Here is a 17,602-nt window from a genome sequence, read left to right as displayed (position 1 = left end):
CCCGTGGCGGGGGAGAGCGCGGAGGCCGGGGAGCGTGTCGTCGTCCGGCTGAGGCCGCCGAACAACACGCTCGACCAGCGGGCGGTCGGCTGGTGGCGTGTGCAGCTGCTGCTGACCACCGCGGTCCCCGTGGCCGTGCTGGCGGTGCTGGGCGTGTTCGTCGAGCCCGCGCGGACGGGGCTGCTGATCCCCGCCGCGGTGCTGGCGGGGCTCGGACTGGCGGCGACCGCGTTCTTCCCCGCCTGGTGGTTCCGGGTGCACCGGTGGGAGGTCACCGACGAGGCGGTGTACGTCCGCACCGGGGCGCTCTGGCAGGAGTGGCGGATCGCGCCGATGTCCCGGATCCAGACGGTGGACACCCAGCGGGGGCCGCTGGAGCAGGCGTTCCGGCTGGCCACGGTCATCGTCACGACCGCGTCCTCCAAGGGCGCGATCAAGATCGAGGGGCTCGACCACGCGCTCGCGGCGGAGCTCGCCGAGCAGCTGACGCGGATCACGCAGGCGACGCCCGGGGACGCGACATGAGCGCCCTGGACGAGGACGCGAACGGTCGGGCGGGGGAGGAGTCCCCGGGCGCCGGTCGCGGCCTCGGCCTCGGCGGCGTCGAGCCCGCCGTCGACGGCGAAGTCGCCGACGGCGCCGCCTTCGTCGTGCAGGAGTGGCGACGGCTCGACCGGCGTACGGTCCTGGTCACCGCCCTCGTCATGGCGGGCGTGGCCGCGGGCGCGGGGCTGCCCGTCCTGGTGGGCCTGGCGGGAGACAGGCCGCTGTGGCAGGCGTTCGGCTGGGTGCTGGCCGGGGCGGCCCTGCTGATCGCGGCGGCCACCGGCGGCGACTACGTCCGCTGGCGCAGGACCCGCTACCGCGTCGGACCCGAGCGGGCGGAGCTCCACACCGGGCTGCTGCTGGTCAAACGCCGTTCGCTGGCCCGCGAGCGCATCCGCAGCGTCGATCTGAGCGCCAACCCGGTCCTGCGCGTCCTGGGCCTCGTCAAAGTACGGATCGGCACCGGCGAGCACACCGCGGGCGGCGAGTCCACGCTGGAGCTCGACGCGGTCGGCAGGGCGGAGGGCGAACGGCTGCGCACCGAACTGCTGGCCCGAACGGCGACCGTGCCCGAGGGCGTCCACCACGACGGCGTTCTGGCCGCGCTGGACCCGTCCTGGATCCGGTACGCCCCGGCCTCCTTCGTCGCCCCGCTGCTCGCCGGCGCGGCGGTCGGCGGTGTGATGCAGGTCAGCGAGTGGTTCGGGGCGCGGGGCGAGGTCATCGACTGGGTGGGGGACCGCTTCCAGGACACCCCCGTCCCCTTGATGATCGTCGTCCTCGTCGTCGCCGCCGGGGTGGCGGGCGTCGTCGGCGCGCTCGGCCTGTGGGTCGAGATGTGGTGGAACTACCGCCTGGAGCGGGAGAACGGCGGGACGCTGCGGGTGCGGCGGGGCCTGCTCACCGCGCGCTCCATCTCCATAGAGGAGCGCCGGCTGCGCGGTGTGGAGCTCGTGGAGCCGCTGGGCGTACGACTGCTCGGCGCGGCCCGGGTGGACGCGGTCGCCACCGGCCTCGTCGACGAGAAACAGGACCAGCACGCCGACCTGAAGGTGCTGCTGCCCGCGGCGCCGCGGGCCGTGGCGGACGAGGTGGCGGCGCGGGTGCTGCGGGAGCCCGTGGCCCCGACGAGCGCGGCGAAGCTGACCGCGCACCCGCGGGCGGCGCGCACCCGCCGGCTGCGGTGGGCGCTGGCGACCGCGATGGTCCCGGTGGCGGTGCTCGCCGCGCTGGGCGCGTGGCTCGCCCCCGTACTGCTGTACGTCGCGGCGGGCTGCGCTGTGGTGGGGCTGCCGGCGGCGGTGCTGCTCGCGCTGGACGCGTACCGCGCTCTGGGGCACGGCATCAGCGGCGACTACCTGGTCGCCCGCTCGGGCACGGTCCGGCGCGCGACGGTGGCGCTGCAGCGCGGCGGGGTCGTCGGGTGGGCGGTCAAGCAGTCCTACTTCCAGCGGCGTTCGGGCCTGATCACGCTGACGGCGACGACGGCGGCGGGGGCGGGGGCGTATGACGTGTACGACGCGGCGGAGTCGGAGGGGGTGGGGTTCGCGGCGGAGGCGGTTCCTGGGCTCTTGGAGCCGTTCCTGGTGCGCGAGGGCGCGTAGCTGGGGGCGCTGCCCCCAGACCCCCGCGCCTCAATCGCCGGCGGGGCTGAGTGTGGGGCCCTGCGCCTCAATCGCCGGCGGGGCTGAGTGTGGGGCCCTGCGCCTCAATCGCCGGCGGGGCTGGATGTGACCCCCGCGCCTCAAACGCCGGCGGGGCTTGAGTGGTCGGCGGGGCCCCGCTCATGAAAAAACTCCGGCTCCCGGCGCGAGGGCTCCCGTGGGGAGGTCTCGGGCCGGGAGCCGGAGAGGGTCAGGCCGAGGCCGGGGGGTAGAGCTCGCGGGGGAGTTGGGAGGCCGCCGCGGCGTCCAGGAGCCAGAGTGTGCGGCTGCGGCCGTACGCTCCCGCCGCTGGGGCCTGGATCTCTCCCGCGCCCGAGAGCGCGATCTTCGTCGCCGCCGCCTTGTCCTCGCCCGCCGCCAGCAGCCATACCTCTCGGGCCGCCCGGATCGCCGGGAGCGTGAGAGTGACGCGGGTCGGCGGCGGCTTCGGCGCGCCGTGGACGCCGACGACCGTGAGCTCGCGCTCGCGGACCGCCGGCAGCTCCGGGAAGAGCGAGGCCACATGCGTGTCCGGGCCGACGCCCAGCATCAGGACGTCGAACGTCGGCACGGGACCGTGGTCCTCGGGCCCGGCGGCGGCGGCGAGCTCGGCGGCGTACGCGGCGGCCGCCGCCTCCGCGTCGTTGCCGTGCTCGCCGTCCGACGCCGGCATGGCGTGCACCCGGGCCGGGTCCACCGGAACGCTGTCCAGCAGGGCCGCGCGGGCCTGCGTGACATTGCGCTCCGGGTCGCCCTCCGGGAGGAACCGCTCGTCGCCCCACCACAGATCCAGCCGGTGCCAGTCGATCGCGTCCCGGGCCGGGGAGGTCCCGAGGGCGGCGAGCAGCGCGTTGCCGTTCCGGCCGCCCGTCAGGACCACCGAAGCCGAGCCGCGGGCGCTCTGGGCGTCGACGATCCTGGTGATCAGCCGGGCCGCGGCGGCCTGCGCCATCAGCTCCTTGTCGCGGTGGACGACGAGTTGCGGTGCACTCACTTCGCGGCCGCCTTCTTGGCCGGCGCGGCCTTCTTCGCCGGGGCCTTGCTCTGCGACCCGCCGGACAGCTCCGACGCGGGCTCGGGCGCCTCGGACGGGGAGTCCTCGGAGCCGGCCGAGCCAGAGCCAGAGCGAGAGCCCGAGCCGGAACCAGAGCCCGAGCCGGAACCAGAGCCCGAGCCGGAGCCCGAGCTGGAAGCCGAGCCGGGGCCGTCCGCCAGCCGGTCCACGCCGAAGCGCAGCGCCGACGCGTAGGTGTCGTCCGGGTCCAGCCGGCGCAGCTCCTCCGCGATCAGCTCGGCCGTCTCACGCCGCTTGAGCGCCACCGCCCGGTCCGGCTGCCCGTGGATGGACAGCGTCGCCAGCGACCCGTCCGCCCGGTCCAGCACGACCGGGCCGCTGCTCGTCTCCAGCCGTACGGCGGTCAGACCAGGGCCGGTCGACAGCGAGCGCTTCACCGGCACCTTCAGCCGGTCCGCGAGCCACATGGCGAGCAGCTCGCAGCTCGGGTTGAACTCCTCGCCCTCCACCTCGACCGCGGTGACCTCGCAGTCCACCTGGTCCAGGGCGGCGGCGAGCATCGAGCGCCACGGCGTGATCCGGGTCCAGGACAGATCCGTGTCCCCGGGGGTGTACGCCTCCGCGCGCGCGGTCAGCTCGTGCACCGGCTGCTCGGCGGCGTAGGTGTCGGTCACCCGGCGCTGCGCCAGCGAGCCCAGCGGGTCGTTCGTCGGGTCGGTCGGCGCGTTCACCGGCCACCAGGCGACTACGGGCGCGTCGGGCAGCAGCAGCGGCAGCACCACGGACTGGGCGTGGTTGACGACCTCGCCGTACAGCCGCAGCACGACCGTCTCGCCGGTGCCCGCGTCCGCGCCGACCCGCACCTCGGCGTCGAGCCGCGCCTTGGCCCGGTCGCGGGGCGAGCGCGAGACCCGCTTGATGACGACCAGGGTGCGCGAGGGGTGCTCGCGGGAGGCCTCGTTGGCCGCCTTGAGCGCGTCGTAGGCGTTCTCCTCGTCGGTGACGATGACGAGGGTGAGCACCATGCCCACGGCAGGCGTGCCGATCGCGCGCCGCCCCTGGACCAGCGCCTTGTTGATCTTGCTGGCAGTCGTGTCCGTAAGGTCGATCTTCATGGCCGACGCCAGCTCCGTCCGTCTCGTGCGAGCATTTCGTCCGCCTCGACCGGCCCCCAGGTCCCGGCCTGGTACTGCGCGGGCTTGCCCTGCTTGTCCCAGAACTGCTCGATCGGGTCGAGGATCTTCCAGGAGAGCTCGACCTCCTCCAGCCTCGGGAAGAGGTTGGAGTCGCCGAGCAGGACGTCGAGGATGAGGCGTTCGTACGCCTCGGGGCTGGACTCCGTGAAGGACTCGCCGTACGCGAAGTCCATCGACACGTCCCGTACCTCCATGGAGGTCCCGGGCACCTTCGAGCCGAACCGCATGGTCACGCCCTCGTCCGGCTGGACGCGGATGACCAGGGCGTTCTGGCCCAGCTCCTCGGTGGCCGTGTGGTCGAAGGGGGAGTGCGGGGCGCGCTGGAAGACGACCGCGATCTCGGTGACGCGGCGGCCGAGGCGCTTGCCCGTACGGAGGTAGAACGGGACGCCGGCCCAGCGCCGGTTGTCGATCTCCAGCTTGATCGCGGCGTAGGTGTCGGTCGTCGACTCGGGGTCGGTGCCGTCCTCCTGGAGGTAGCCGACGGCCTTCTCGCCGCCCTGCCAGCCCGCCGTGTACTGCGCGCGCACCGTGCTGCTGCCCAGCTCCTTGGGGAGCTTCACCGCGCCCAGCACCTTGGTCTTCTCGGCCGCGAGCGCGTCCGCGTCGAAGGAGGCGGGCTCCTCCATCGCGGTCAGCGCGAGCAGCTGGAGCAGGTGGTTCTGGATGACGTCGCGGGCGGCGCCGATGCCGTCGTAGTAGCCGGCGCGGCCGCCGATGCCGATGTCCTCGGCCATGGTGATCTGGACGTGGTCGACGTACGACCTGTTCCAGATCGGCTCGAAGAGCGTGTTGGCGAAGCGGAGCGCCAGGATGTTCTGGACGGTCTCCTTGCCGAGGTAGTGGTCGATCCGGAAGACCTCGTTCGCCGGGAAGACCTCGTGCACCACCTGGTTGAGCTCCATCGCGGAGACCAGGTCGTGGCCGAACGGCTTCTCGATGACCGCGCGCCGCCAGCCCTGCTTCTGGTCGGCCAGGCCGTGCTTGCGCAGCTGCTGGACGACCTTGGGGAAGAACTTCGGCGGCACGGAGAGGTAGAACGCGAAGTTGCCGCCGGTGCCCTGCGCCTTGTCCAGCTCGGCGATGGTGCTCTTCAGCTGCTCGAAGGCGTCGTCGTCGTCGAAGTCGCCCTGGACGAAGCGCATCCCCTGGATGAGCTGCTGCCAGACCTCCTCGCGGAAGGGGGTGCGGGCGTGCTCCTTGACGGCGTCGTGGACCTCCTGTGCGAAGTCCTCGTCCTTCCACTCGCGGCGGGCGAAGCCGATCAGCGAGAAGCCCGGCGGCAGCAGGCCGCGATTGGCCAGGTCGTACACAGCAGGCATCAGCTTTTTACGTGACAAATCGCCCGTGACACCGAAAATGACCAGGCCCGACGGCCCCGCGATACGCGGGAGCCGTCGGTCTGCGGGGTCACGCAGCGGATTGCTGCTTGACAAGAGTTCAGCCCTCCGAAGGAGCGAGACGCTGGAGTACGTCCTCGGTCGACTTGAGCAGGTCGTTCCAGGACGCCTCGAACTTGTCGACGCCCTCGTCCTCGAGCAGCTGCACCACGTCGTCGTAGGAGATGCCGAGCTTCTCCACGGCGTCGAGGTCCGCACGGGACTGCTCGTACGTGCTGCGCACGGTGTCGCCGGTGATCTGGCCGTGGTCGGCGGTCGCCTCGAGGGTGGCCTCCGGCATGGTGTTCACCGTGCCGGGCGCGACCAGGTCGTCGACGTACAGGGTGTCCTTGTACGCGGGGTCCTTGACGCCGGTCGACGCCCACAGCGGACGCTGCTTGTTGGCCTGCGCCTTGTCGAGCGCACTCCAGCGGTCGGAGGAGAAGACCTCCTCGTACGCCTCGTACGCCAGACGCGCGTTGGCGAGCCCGGCCTTGCCGCGGGCGGCCTTGGCCTCCGGCGTGCCCAGCGCGTCCAGCCGCTTGTCGATCTCGGTGTCCACGCGGGACACGAAGAAGGACGCCACCGAGTGGATCTTGGACAGGTCCAGGCCCGCGGCCTTCGCCTGCTCCAGACCCGCGATGTACGCGTCCATGACCTCGCGGTAGCGCTCCAGCGAGAAGATCAGCGTGACGTTGACGCTGATGCCCCGGCCGATCGTCTCGGTGATCGCCGGCAGGCCGGCCTTGGTCGCCGGGATCTTGATCAGGGTGTTGGGGCGGTCGACCAGCCAGGCCAGCTGGCGGGCCTCGGCGACCGTCGCCCGGGTGTTGTGCGCCAGGCGCGGGTCCACCTCGATGGAGACCCGGCCGTCCTGGCCCTGCGTCGCGTCGAAGACCGGGCGCAGGATGTCGGCGGCGTCGCGGACGTCCGCCGTCGTGATCATGCGGATCGCCTCTTCGACGGTGACCTTGCGGGCGGCGAGGTCGGCGAGCTGCTGCTCGTAGCCGTCGCCGCTGCTGATCGCCTTCTGGAAGATCGACGGGTTCGTGGTGACGCCCACGACGTGCTGCTGGTCGATCAGCTCGGCGAGGTTGCCGGACGTGATCCGCTTGCGCGACAGGTCGTCCAGCCAGATCGCGACGCCTTCGTCGGAGAGGCGCTTGAGTGCGTCTGTCATGAGAGTTGCATCTCCTACTTGTCGTATACCGGCGTCAGCGCGCGGCGGCTTCCATCGATTCCCGGGCGGCGGCGGCGACCGCGTCGGCGGTGAAGCCGAACTCGCGGAAGAGCACCTTGGCGTCCGCGGAAGCGCCGAAGTGCTCCAGCGAGACGATGCGCCCGGCGTCGCCGACGTAGCGGTGCCAGGTCAGACCGATGCCGGCCTCGACCGCGACCCGCGCCTTGAGCGACGGCGGCAGGACGCTGTCCTTGTACGCCTGGTCCTGCTCCTCGAACCACTCGACGGACGGCATCGAGACGACCCGCGCCGGGATGCCGGCGGCCTGGAGCTGCTCGCGCGCGCCGACGGCGAGCTGCACCTCGGAGCCGGTGCCGATCAGCACGACCTCGGGCTCGGCGCTCTGCCCGTCGGCCCCCTCGGCCTCGAACAGGACGTAACCGCCCTTCGCCGCGTCCTCGTTGCGCTCGTACGTCGGCACGCCCTGACGGGTCAGCGCCAGACCGTGCGGCGCGCCCACGCCGAACTTCTTCGTGTAGCGCTTGAGGATCTCGCGCCAGGCGACGGCGGTCTCGTTCGCGTCCGCGGGACGGACGATGTTCAGACCCGGGATCGCGCGCAGGGCGGCCAGGTGCTCCACCGGCTGGTGGGTCGGGCCGTCCTCGCCGAGGCCGATCGAGTCGTGCGTCCAGACGTACGTCACCGGCAGGTGCATCAGCGCGGAGAGCCGGACCGCGTTGCGCATGTAGTCCGAGAACACCAGGAAGGTGCCGCCGTAGATACGGGTGTTGCCGTGCAGCGCGATGCCGTTCATGGTCGCGGCCATGGCGTGCTCGCGGATGCCGTAGTGGATCGTGCGGCCGTACGGGTCGGCCTCCGGCAGCGGGTTGCCCTTCGGCAGGAACGACGACGTCTTGTCGATCGTCGTGTTGTTCGAGCCGGCCAGGTCGGCGGAGCCGCCCCACAGCTCGGGGATGACCGCGCCGAGCGCCTGGAGGACCTTGCCGGAGGCGGCGCGGGTGGCGACGCCCTTGCCGGTCTCGAACTCCGGGAGCTTGGCCTCCCAGCCCTCGGGCAGCTCGCCCGCGCGGATCCGGTCGAACTCCGCGGCGCGCTCCGGGTTGGCGGTGCGCCACGCGGCGAAGGTCTTCTCCCACTCGCCGCGCGCCTCGCGGCCGCGGTCGAGCGCCTCGCGGGTGTGCGCGATGACCTGCTCGGAGACCTCGAAGGACTGCTCCGGGTCGAAGCCCATGACGCGCTTGGTGGCCGCGACCTCCTCGTCGCCCAGCGCCGAGCCGTGCGCGGCCTCGGTGTTCTGCGCGTGCGGGGCGGGCCAGGCGATGATCGAGCGGGCCGCGATGAAGGAGGGGCGCTCGGTCTCGGCCTGCGCCGCCTTCAGGGCCTGGAACAGGCCCGCCGGGTCGAGGTCGCCGTTCGGCTGCTGCTCGACGCGCTGGACGTGCCAGCCGTACGCCTCGTAACGCTTGAGGGTGTCCTCGGAGACGGCCGTCTCCGTGTCGCCCTCGATCGAGATGTGGTTGTCGTCCCACAGCAGGACCAGGTTGCCCAGCTTCTGGTGGCCGGCCAGCGAGGACGCCTCGGCGGAGATGCCCTCCTGGAGGCAGCCGTCGCCGGCGATCGCCCAGACCGTGTGGTCGAACGGGGACGTGCCGGGGGCCGCGTCCGGGTCGAACAGACCGCGCTCGTAGCGGGCGGCCATGGCCATGCCCACCGCGTTGGCGACGCCCTGGCCGAGCGGGCCGGTCGTCGTCTCGACGCCGGTGGTGTGCCCGTACTCCGGGTGGCCGGGGGTCTTGGAGCCCCAGGTCCTGAACGACTTCAGGTCGTCGAGCTCCAGGCCGTAGCCGGCCAGGTAGAGCTGGATGTAGAGGGTCAGAGACGAGTGGCCCGCGGAGAGCACGAACCGGTCGCGACCGGTCCAGTCCGCGTCGGCGGGGTCGTGCCGCATGAGCTTCTGGAACAGCACATAGGCAGCGGGGGCCAGGCTCATGGCCGTACCCGGATGGCCGTTGCCGACCTTCTGTACAGAATCCATTGCCAGGACGCGGGCGGTGTCGACTGCCCGCTGGTCCAATTCGGTCCACTCGAGGTCTGTGGTGGTCGGCTTGGTGCTCACCCTGAGTCAGGGCTCCTCTCCACATGTCGAAATCCCGGTGACTGTGGGCGCACCGGGCGCTTGTGAGCCTACCCCTGGAAGAACGCGCATCTTTTCGAGTGCATTTCCTACACTGCCGGGGTCGGGCCGTCTTCGCCTCTCGGCGATCCTGCTGGCGATGTATACGAGTGCCCCGGTCCCACCGCTCAACACGAGCCCACCCCCGCGAAGATCGGTGTCTGGGCAGCGTCTAGAGTGGCGTGGTACGCGCAAGTCTTTACCGGGGCTTCACTCCCGGAGCTTGCTGGGATTTCTCTGTCAGGGGTGTGCGTGACGGCCGTCGAGTCCCGACCCGCAGGGGTCGTCTTGACTCCCAGCCCGGGGGGCCATCGGCCGTTCGGGGCCCGCGTCAAGGCATTCGTGGCGCTGACGAAGCCGCGGATCATCGAGCTGCTGCTGATCACCACCGTTCCGGTGATGTTCCTGGCCGCGCAGGGAGTCCCCGACCTCTGGCTGGTCCTCACGACCTGCATCGGCGGCTACCTCTCCGCCGGCGGCGCGAACGCGCTCAATATGTACATCGACCGGGACATCGACGCCCTGATGGACCGTACGTCCCAGCGTCCGCTGGTCACCGGAATGGTGTCGCCGCGCGAGGGCCTGGTCTTCGGACTGGCCCTGGCCGTGGTCTCCACCCTCTGGTTCGGACTTCTCGTCAACTGGCTGTCGGCCGCCCTCGCGCTCGGAGCCCTGCTCTTCTACGTCGTCGTCTACACGATGCTCCTCAAGCGCCGTACCGCGCAGAACATCGTGTGGGGCGGCATCGCGGGCTGCATGCCGGTGCTCATCGGCTGGTCGGCGGTCACGAACTCGATGTCGTGGGCCGCGGTCGTCCTCTTCCTCGTCATCTTCTTCTGGACGCCGCCGCACTACTGGCCGCTGTCGATGAAGGTGAAGGAGGACTACGCGCGCGTGGGCGTGCCCATGCTGCCCGTGGTCGCCTCCAACCGCGTCGTCGCGCGCCAGATCGTCCTCTACAGCTGGGTGATGGTCGCGGTCTCCCTGCTGCTGACGCCGCTGGGCTACACCGGCTGGTTCTATACGACGGTGGCGCTGGCGACGGGCGGCTGGTGGCTGTGGGAGGCGCACGCCCTGCAGACCCGCGCCAAGGCCGGCGAGACGGGCGGCAAGCTCAAGGAGATGCGGCTCTTCCACTGGTCCATCACCTATGTCTCGCTGCTCTTCGTGGCCGTCGCGGTGGACCCCTTCCTGCGCTAGGACCCCGGCGACCCACCCCGGCCGCAACCACGGTCCGGGGCGGCGCCCAGTGGCCGACGCCACGTGGAGCCCGCGTCGCCAGGACGCTCTACCCGCAAGTAGCATCGCCGCATGGCAGACACCAAGCACGCAGAGCGGACGGCGGCGAAGCTCGCCAAGCAGATCGGCGCGTTCGCGAAGAAGCACGGCGGGGCCGAGGGCCAGCTCGCCTATATAGGGCAGCGGGGCACCCGCATCGTCCTCGTCGGCGAGGACGGCACCTGGGGCGACCTGGTCGCCCCCAGCCACCCCGTCGCCCAGGCCGCCGCCGAGAAGGCCGAGATCACGCTGCACGAGTCCTTCGACGGCGAGTTCGCCGCGAAGGTCCGCACCGGGCCGTACGAGTGGAAGCGGATGGCAGGCATCCAGATCGGCGGCCCGTCCAACGACTGAGCAACACCTCGCACCGGGGTCACCCGTTAGGACTGTGGAAGCACGGTCCACGACTGGGAGCCCCGATGATCGACACCCCTGCCCTCGTGGACCAGTACTGCCACGGAGTGCTCCGCACCGAGCTCGGACTCGGGACGTTCGAGGCGCATCTGGGCAGGACCACGGGGCCGCCGGCGCCGGGCACCACCTTCTTCGACACACAGACCGGGTTCGCCGTCCGGCGCTGGTGCCCGCCGCTGCTCGGCCTCGAGCCGCACTGCCCGCCGGCCCGCTATCTCGCCCGCCGCCGGGAGCTGGGCGTGCTGGAGTCGGGCAGACGGCTGCTGCGGGGCAGCGGGATCTCCACCTATCTGGTGGACACCGGGCTCCCCGGGGATCTGACCGGGCCGCCCGAGATCGCCGCCGCGGGCGCGGCCGAGGCCCGCGAGATCGTACGGCTGGAACTCCTCGCCGAGCAGGTCGCCGACACCTCCGGCACCGTCGAGAGCTTCCTGGCCAACCTCGCCGAGGCCGTCCACGGCGCCGCCGCCTCCGCCGTCGCCTTCACCTCGGTCGCCGCCGTGGGCCACGGACTCGCGCTCGCCCCCGAGCCGCCCGGCCCAGGAGAGGTACGCGGCGCCGCCGCCCGCTGGCTCGCCGCACGGCAGGTCGGCGGCAAGCTCACCGACACCGTGCTGCTGCGCCATCTGCTGTGGATCGCGGTCGCCTCCGGGCTGCCGCTGCAACTGCACGTCGGCGTCGAGGACCCGATGCTGCTCACCGGCTTCGCCGCCGCCACCGCGGGCCTGGGCACCGATCTGGTGCTGCTGCACGGCTATCCGTACCACCGCCACGCCGCGCATCTGGCGAGCATCTACCCGCATGTGTACGCCGATCTGGGCCCCGCCCTCGTGCACACCGGGGCGCGGGCCGCGGCCGTGCTCGCGGAGATCCTGGAGCTCGCGCCGTTCGGGAAGCTGCTCTTCTCCAGCGGCGCCCACGGGCTGCCCGAGCTGCACGTCGTGGGCGCCCGGATCTTCCGGGAGGCCCTTGCGCGGGTGCTCGGCGGATGGGTCGGCGACGGCGCGTGGGCCCCGGCGGACGCGGAGCGCGTCGCCCAGATGATCGCCGCGGGCAACGCCCGCCGGGTCTACGGCCTGTCAGGCGCGCGTTAGCGCCGAGTCGGCCTGGGCCGGGATGCCGGCGCTCGCCTCCGGCCGCTCGCGCAGGCTCAGCGCGAGCCGCACGACCGCGATCCACATCAGCGCCGAGCACAGCATGTGCAGGCTGACCAGCGCCTCGGGCACCTGCGTGAAGTACTGCACATAGCCGATCACGCCCTGCGCGAGCAGCACGAGGAGCAGGTCGCGGGCGCGCGCCCGGATGTCGTCCGGGGCGTCCACCACCCGCAGCACCAGCCACATCGCGAGCGCCAGCGCGCACACGACCCACGCGGCGGCCGCGTGGACGTGCGCGGCGTCCGCCCAGTCCCACGGCATGCGCGGCACCTCGCTCTTGTCGCCGGCGTGCTTGCCGGAGCCGGTCACCGAGGTGCCGAGGACGATGAGCACGACGGACGTGCCGACGATCGCCCAGGACAGCTTGCGGACCGGGCGCGGCACGCGCGGGCGCGCCGCGCCGTCGCCCTCCCGGGTGCGCTGCCAGGTGACGACGGCGACGGTCAGCAGGCCGTTGGCGGCCAGGAAGTGGCCGGCCACGGTCCACGGGTTGAGGCCCGCCCACACCGTGATGCCGCCGATGACGGCGTTGCTCGCCACGATCCAGAACTGCACCCAGCCCAGCCGGGTCAGCCCGCGCCGCCACGGCTTGGTGGAGCGCGTCGCGATGATCGCCCAGCCGACCGCCGCCGACAGGACGTACGTCAGCATCCGGTTGCCGAACTCGATCAGTCCGTGCAGACCCTGCTCGGGGGTGACGAAGAGGCTGTCGTCCGTGCACTTGGGCCAGGTGTCGCAGCCCAGCCCGGAGCCGGTCAGCCGGACCGCGCCGCCGGTGACGATGATGACGACGCTCATCACGACGGCGGAGAGCGCGGCTCGCTGGAGAGTCCGGGGTGTGGGAGTCCAGCGGTCTGCGATGAAGGCGAGCGGGTTCCGCGCGGCTTGAGCGACTTCGGCTCGGGTCAGCTTTGGCACGCGCACTATCGTAGGCGGGGGCTTGTGCAAGTTTTCACGAGGGGTGGGCGCGGCGCGCGATCCCTGCTCCCACGCCCTCCCAGGCGCGTCCCACCCGGGCGTCCTACTCCCAGCGGAACAGCCGCGCCGCGGCGCCCAGTCCCAGCACCGCCCAGAGCGCGAGGATCCCGAGGTCGCCCCAGGGCGTCCCGGCGCCGTGCTGGAGCACGTCCCGCAGTCCGTCGGAGAGCGCCGAGATCGGCAGCAGCGCGAGCAGCGACTGGACGCCGTCCGGGAACTTGTCCAGCGGCACGATCACCCCGCCGCCCACCAGCAGCAGCAGGAAGACCAGGTTGGCGGCGGCCAGCGTCGCCTCCGCCTTGAGCGTGCCCGCCATCAGCAGGCCGAGCCCCGAGAAGGCAGCCGTGCCGAGGACGAGGAGGAGCAGCACCGAGAACGGGTCCCCCTGCGGGGACCAGCCGAGGGCGAAGGCGATGACGGTCAGCAGGACGATCTGGAGGACCTCGGTGACCAGCACCGACAGCGTCTTGGCGGTCATCAGCGCCCAGCGGGGGATCGGCGAGGCGCCGAGCCGCTTGAGGACTCCGTACCGCCGCTCGAAGCCGGTCGCGATGGCCTGCCCGGTGAACGCGGTGGACATCACGGCGAGCGCGAGGACGCCGGGCGCGAGGAAGTCGACCGGCTCGCCCGCGCCGGTGTCCAGGATGTCGACCGTCGAGAACAGCACCAGCAGCAGCGAGGGGATGACGACGGTGAGCAGCAGCTGTTCGCCGTTGCGCAGCAGCATCTTCGTCTCGAACGCGGTCTGCGCCGCGATCATGCGCGCCAGCGGCGCGGCGCCGGGCTTGGGCGTGTACGTGCCGACGCTCATGCGCGCAGCTCCTTGCCGGTGAGCTCCAAGAAGACGTCCTCCAGGGTGTGGCGCTCGACCGAGATCCCGTCCGGCATCACACCGTGCTGCGCGCACCAGGAGGCGACCGTCGCCAGCAGCTGGGGATCGACGTGGCCGGTGATCCGGTACGCCCCCGGGGTCAGCTCCGCCGCGGCCGTGCCGTCCGGCAGCGCCTTGAGCAGCGAGCCGAGGTCGAGCCCCGGGCGGCCGGTGAAGCGCAGCGTGTTCTCCGCGCCGCCGCGGCACAGCTCGTCGGGGCTGCCCTGGGCGATGACCTTGCCCGCGTCGATGATCGCGACGCCGTCGGCGAGCTCCTCGGCCTCGTCCATGAAGTGGGTGGTGAGGACCGTCGAGACCCCGTCCGCGCGCAGCTCCCGTACGAGCTCCCAGGTCGAGCGGCGGGCCTGCGGGTCGAGCCCGGCCGTCGGCTCGTCCAGGAAGACGAGCTCCGGGCGGCCGACGACGGCCATGGCGAGGGCGAGCCGCTGCTGCTGGCCGCCGGAGAGCCGCCGGTAGGTCGTACGGCCGCAGCCGCCGAGGCCGAGCCGTTCGATCAGCGCGTCGACGTCCAGCGGGTGCGCGTGGAGCCTCGCCATATGGCGCAGCATCTCCTCGGCGCGGGCGCCGGAGTAGACGCCGCCGGACTGGAGCATCACGCCGATGCGCGGGCGCAGCCGCGCGGCGTCGGCGACCGGGTCGAGACCGAGGACCCGCACGGTGCCGGCGTCGGCGCGGCGGTAGCCCTCGCAGGTCTCGATGGTGGTGGTCTTGCCGGCGCCGTTGGGGCCGAGGACGGCGGTCACGGAGCCCTGGGGGACCTCGAGGTCGAGGCCGTCCACGGCCGTCTTGGATCCGTACCGTTTGACCAGGCCCCGGATCTGGACGACGGGCTCGCTTCGCATGCCGGGAAGTCTAGGCGGGCGTTCCCGGCGGCTCGGGCGCGGGGGCCGGGGTCCGCCGTTGGAGTGACAGGAATGGCCGGAACTGACTCTTGAGGCCTTCTGCCGCCGCACTCCCACGCGACCTTCCGGCACGCCGGGCCCGGTGCGGTCCGCGTCGGGCCGGGTCTCGGTCCGCGGCACGCCTCGACCCGCGCTGGAGGCGGGCGAGGACGCCATGAACGCCCCCCGCCGCGCGCACCGCCTCGTACCCGAGCCCACGGCCTCCCGGCCGGTGCGCTCCGCATCGAGCCGGATTTCGCCTGCCGGGCCTTCGGCCTGAGCGCCGAGGGGACGCCTCGACCCGCGCTGGAGGCTGGCGACCGCACCGACCGCACCGACCGCACCGCGCACCCCCACGCCCCCGCTTCGCCGCGCGGGGCGCGAACGGCCCAACGGAATCTCCGGGTCCCGGCGAATTTCCCGCACGGCTCCCGTGAATTCGATCAACGCGAGTCACCGCCCCGATCCCGGCGGCTGAATTTCCGGTGAATTCCCTGGTCAGGGCCCGTACGGCAGTCGCCTTACGGGCCCCGTCCGCCGCCTGTCGCCTGCTCTTCTTCTTAGGTAACCCTTAGTGATGAAGCGCACCGCTCACGCCTTGGACGGCGGTTGTCACTGCCAGAGGAATTACGCAACAATGGCGTTGTGAAAAACGTTGGCGAGGCTCCGCAGGAGGAACTCGCGACCGGTGAGCGCTCCACGCGCAACCGCGTCGCGCGCTCCATCCTGGACCACGGCCCCTCCACCGTCGCAGACCTAGCCGGTCGCCTCGGGCTCACCCACGCGGCCGTGCGTCGCCACCTCGACACACTGGTCGCCGAGAACGTGGTGGAGCCCCGTGAGCAGCGCGTCTACGGCGCGCGGACCCGCGGCCGGCCCGCCAAGGCGTTCGCGCTGACCGACTGCGGACGCGACGCCTTCGAGCAGTCGTACGACGCGCTCGCCGTCGAGGCGCTCCGCTGGATCGAGCGCACCGCCGGCGGAGGCGCCGCCGGAGAGGCCGCCGTCGCGGCCTTCGCCAAGGACCGGATGGAGGCCCAGGCGGAGGCGTACCGCAAGGCGGTCGACGCCGCGGCCCCGGAGGAGCGCACCGAAGCCCTGGCCAAGGCTCTGAGCGCCGACGGGTACGCTGCTACGGCGCGTAACGCGCCGGTCGGCGAACAGCTGTGCCAGCACCACTGCCCGGTCGCCCACGTCGCCGAGCGGTACCCACAGCTGTGCGAGGCGGAGACCGAGGTCTTCTCGCGTCTGCTGGGAACGCACGTGCAGAGGCTGGCCACCATCGCCCACGGCGACGGCGTCTGCACGACGTTCATTCCGCGCAGCACGGCACCACAGACCACCACACCATCAGCATCTGCAAGCACGGCCGGGAGGAACCCCGCATGACTCTCCCCACGGAGACTGCCCACCCCGAACTCGAGGGCCTGGGTACGTACGAATTCGGCTGGGCCGACTCCGACGCGGCAGGCGCCGCGGCCAAGCGCGGCCTCTCCGAGGCTGTCGTCCGCGACATCTCGGAGAAGAAGAACGAGCCGGAGTGGATGCTGAAGCTGCGCCTCAAGGGGCTGCGGCTGTTCGACAAGAAGCCCATGCCGAGCTGGGGCTCGGACCTGTCGGGCATCGACTTCGACAACATCAAGTACTTCGTGCGCTCCACCGAGAAGCAGGCCGCTTCGTGGGAGGAACTGCCGGAGGACATCAAGAACACGTACGACAAGCTCGGCATCCCCGAGGCGGAGAAGCAGCGCCTGGTCGCCGGCGTCGCCGCTCAGTACGAGTCCGAGGTCGTCTACCACCAGATCCGCGAGGACCTGGAGGAGCAGGGCGTCATCTTCCTCGACACGGACACCGCGTTGAAGGAGCACCCGGAGCTCTTCCAGGAGTACTTCGGCACGGTCATCCCGGTCGGCGACAACAAGTTCGCCTCGCTGAACTCCGCCGTGTGGTCCGGCGGGTCGTTCATCTACGTGCCCAAGGGCGTCCACGTCGACATCCCGCTGCAGGCCTACTTCCGCATCAACACGGAGAACATGGGCCAGTTCGAGCGGACGCTGATCATCGTCGACGAGGACGCGTACGTCCACTACGTCGAGGGCTGCACCGCCCCGATCTATTCCTCGGACTCGCTGCACAGCGCCGTGGTCGAGATCATCGTCAAGAAGGGCGGCCGCTGCCGCTACACGACGATCCAGAACTGGTCGAACAACGTCTACAACCTGGTCACCAAGCGCGCCGTGGCGTACGAGGGCGCGACCATGGAGTGGGTCGACGGCAACATCGGCTCCAAGGTCACCATGAAGTACCCGGCCGTCTACCTGATGGGCGAGCACGCCAAGGGCGAGACCCTGTCCATCGCCTTCGCGGGCGAGGGCCAGCACCAGGACGCCGGCGCGAAGATGGTCCACATGGCGCCGAACACCTCGTCGAACATCGTCTCCAAGTCGGTGGCGCGAGGCGGCGGCCGCACCTCCTACCGCGGTCTGATCGAGATCGGCGAGGGCGCTCCGGGCGCGAAGTCCAACGTGCTCTGCGACGCGCTGCTGGTCGACACGATCTCCCGGTCGGACACCTACCCCTACGTGGACGTCCGCGAGGACGACGTCTCCATGGGACACGAGGCGACCGTCTCCAAGGTCTCCGAGGACCAGCTCTTCTACCTGATGAGCCGCGGTCTGACGGAGTTCGAGGCGATGGCGATGATCGTGCGCGGCTTCGTCGAGCCGATCGCCAAGGAGCTCCCCATGGAGTACGCGCTGGAGCTCAACCGGCTGATCGAGCTGCAGATGGAAGGTTCGGTGGGCTGAGGCCCCGCCCTCCCGAGCAGCGACTGATTTCTTACGCAGAGA

At 71.6% G+C, this 17,602-nt stretch carries 15 protein-coding genes; 7 read left to right on the top strand and 8 right to left on the bottom strand.

Translation table 11 applies throughout. The annotated features are described in order from the left end of the window. The first annotated feature begins 3 nt into the window (after nt 1–3). Entirely contained in the window at nt 4–525 is a 522-nt protein-coding gene (locus AB0M39_RS22620) for a PH domain-containing protein (RefSeq protein WP_365367081.1), read from the top strand. Further along, on the top strand, nt 522–2,150 hold the full coding sequence (locus AB0M39_RS22615) for a PH domain-containing protein (protein WP_365367079.1): 1,629 nt from the start codon (nt 522–524) through the stop codon (nt 2,148–2,150). The genes AB0M39_RS22620 and AB0M39_RS22615 overlap by 4 nt, the downstream gene beginning before the upstream one ends. Nucleotides 2,151–2,400: 250 nt before the next feature. On the opposite strand, the gene pgl is transcribed toward AB0M39_RS22615, so the two are convergent. From pgl to tkt, 5 genes are read right to left on the bottom strand one after another with little or no spacing between them, the layout of a single operon-like run. After that, the gene (gene pgl / locus AB0M39_RS22610; RefSeq protein WP_365367077.1) at nt 2,401–3,183 is read right to left on the bottom strand and encodes a 6-phosphogluconolactonase; all 783 of its coding nucleotides are present in this window, start codon (nt 3,181–3,183) and stop codon (nt 2,401–2,403) included. After that, a complete protein-coding gene (opcA, locus tag AB0M39_RS22605; protein WP_365367075.1) occupies nt 3,180–4,319 on the bottom strand; it encodes a glucose-6-phosphate dehydrogenase assembly protein OpcA in 1,140 nt (379 codons plus the stop codon). The genes pgl and opcA overlap by 4 nt, the downstream gene beginning before the upstream one ends. Continuing rightward, the gene (zwf, locus tag AB0M39_RS22600) at nt 4,316–5,836 is read right to left on the bottom strand and encodes a glucose-6-phosphate dehydrogenase (protein WP_365367073.1); all 1,521 of its coding nucleotides are present in this window, start codon (nt 5,834–5,836) and stop codon (nt 4,316–4,318) included. Before zwf ends, opcA begins: the two co-directional genes overlap by 4 nt. A gap of 4 nt (nt 5,837–5,840) precedes the next feature. Further along, nucleotides 5,841–6,959, bottom strand: coding sequence for a transaldolase (gene tal, locus AB0M39_RS22595; RefSeq protein WP_365367071.1), 1,119 nt, complete (start codon nt 6,957–6,959; stop codon nt 5,841–5,843). Between the two features lie 34 nt (nt 6,960–6,993). Further along, entirely contained in the window at nt 6,994–9,096 is a 2,103-nt protein-coding gene (tkt, locus tag AB0M39_RS22590; protein ID WP_365367069.1) for a transketolase, read from the bottom strand. Nucleotides 9,097–9,405: 309 nt separating this feature from the next. On the opposite strand from tkt, the gene AB0M39_RS22585 reads away from it, so the two are divergent. The 3 genes from AB0M39_RS22585 (at nt 9,406) to AB0M39_RS22575 (ending at nt 11,939) form a co-directional block, all read left to right on the top strand. Then, nucleotides 9,406–10,353, top strand: a complete 948-nt coding sequence (locus AB0M39_RS22585; RefSeq protein WP_365367067.1) for a heme o synthase — start codon at nt 9,406–9,408, stop codon at nt 10,351–10,353. 111 nt (nt 10,354–10,464) lie between these two features. Continuing rightward, nucleotides 10,465–10,785 carry a hypothetical protein gene (locus AB0M39_RS22580; protein WP_365367065.1) on the top strand — a complete coding sequence of 107 codons (321 nt, stop codon included), beginning with the start codon at nt 10,465–10,467 and terminating at the stop codon, nt 10,783–10,785. 65 nt (nt 10,786–10,850) lie between these two features. Next, nucleotides 10,851–11,939 (top strand): amidohydrolase family protein, encoded by a 1,089-nt coding sequence (locus AB0M39_RS22575; RefSeq protein ID WP_365367063.1) that lies wholly within the window; start codon nt 10,851–10,853, stop codon nt 11,937–11,939. Here AB0M39_RS22575 and AB0M39_RS22570 read toward each other — a convergent pair. The 3 genes from AB0M39_RS22570 to AB0M39_RS22560 all read right to left on the bottom strand — a co-directional run bounded on the left by AB0M39_RS22570 (nt 11,925) and on the right by AB0M39_RS22560 (nt 14,714). Then, nucleotides 11,925–12,911, bottom strand: a complete 987-nt coding sequence (locus AB0M39_RS22570) for a COX15/CtaA family protein (protein WP_365367119.1) — start codon at nt 12,909–12,911, stop codon at nt 11,925–11,927. The genes AB0M39_RS22575 and AB0M39_RS22570 overlap by 15 nt on opposite strands. 112 nt (nt 12,912–13,023) lie before the next feature. After that, complete coding sequence (locus tag AB0M39_RS22565) at nt 13,024–13,791, bottom strand: ABC transporter permease (protein ID WP_365367061.1); 768 nt, start codon at nt 13,789–13,791, stop codon at nt 13,024–13,026. Continuing rightward, on the bottom strand, nt 13,788–14,714 hold the full coding sequence (locus AB0M39_RS22560; RefSeq protein ID WP_365367059.1) for an ABC transporter ATP-binding protein: 927 nt from the start codon (nt 14,712–14,714) through the stop codon (nt 13,788–13,790). The genes AB0M39_RS22565 and AB0M39_RS22560 overlap by 4 nt, the downstream gene beginning before the upstream one ends. Before the next feature lie 684 nt (nt 14,715–15,398). Here AB0M39_RS22560 and AB0M39_RS22555 point away from each other — a divergent pair. Both AB0M39_RS22555 and sufB read left to right on the top strand, forming a co-directional pair. Further along, nucleotides 15,399–16,142 (top strand): ArsR family transcriptional regulator, encoded by a 744-nt coding sequence (locus AB0M39_RS22555; RefSeq protein ID WP_365367057.1) that lies wholly within the window; start codon nt 15,399–15,401, stop codon nt 16,140–16,142. Further along, the gene (gene sufB / locus AB0M39_RS22550; protein ID WP_365367055.1) at nt 16,139–17,560 is read left to right on the top strand and encodes a Fe-S cluster assembly protein SufB; all 1,422 of its coding nucleotides are present in this window, start codon (nt 16,139–16,141) and stop codon (nt 17,558–17,560) included. The genes AB0M39_RS22555 and sufB overlap by 4 nt, the downstream gene beginning before the upstream one ends. The last annotated feature ends 42 nt before the right edge of the window (nt 17,561–17,602 follow it).

Source organism: Streptomyces sp. NPDC051907 (assembly GCF_040681075.1).
Classification (GTDB): domain Bacteria; phylum Actinomycetota; class Actinomycetes; order Streptomycetales; family Streptomycetaceae; genus Streptomyces.
Note: the sequence above shows the minus strand (reverse complement) of the source record. Positions and strands in the feature narration are given on the sequence as shown.

Coding starts and splice junctions, on each gene's coding strand:
- AB0M39_RS22575 (WP_365367063.1), top strand. CDS start 10,851: ATGATCGACACCCCTGCCCTCGTGGACCAGTACTGCCACGGAGTGCTC.
- AB0M39_RS22565 (WP_365367061.1), bottom strand. CDS start 13,791: ATGAGCGTCGGCACGTACACGCCCAAGCCCGGCGCCGCGCCGCTGGCG.
- tal (WP_365367071.1), bottom strand. CDS start 6,959: ATGACAGACGCACTCAAGCGCCTCTCCGACGAAGGCGTCGCGATCTGG.
- AB0M39_RS22580 (WP_365367065.1), top strand. CDS start 10,465: ATGGCAGACACCAAGCACGCAGAGCGGACGGCGGCGAAGCTCGCCAAG.
- AB0M39_RS22560 (WP_365367059.1), bottom strand. CDS start 14,714: ATGCGAAGCGAGCCCGTCGTCCAGATCCGGGGCCTGGTCAAACGGTAC.
- AB0M39_RS22615 (WP_365367079.1), top strand. CDS start 522: ATGAGCGCCCTGGACGAGGACGCGAACGGTCGGGCGGGGGAGGAGTCC.
- sufB (WP_365367055.1), top strand. CDS start 16,139: ATGACTCTCCCCACGGAGACTGCCCACCCCGAACTCGAGGGCCTGGGT.
- opcA (WP_365367075.1), bottom strand. CDS start 4,319: ATGAAGATCGACCTTACGGACACGACTGCCAGCAAGATCAACAAGGCG.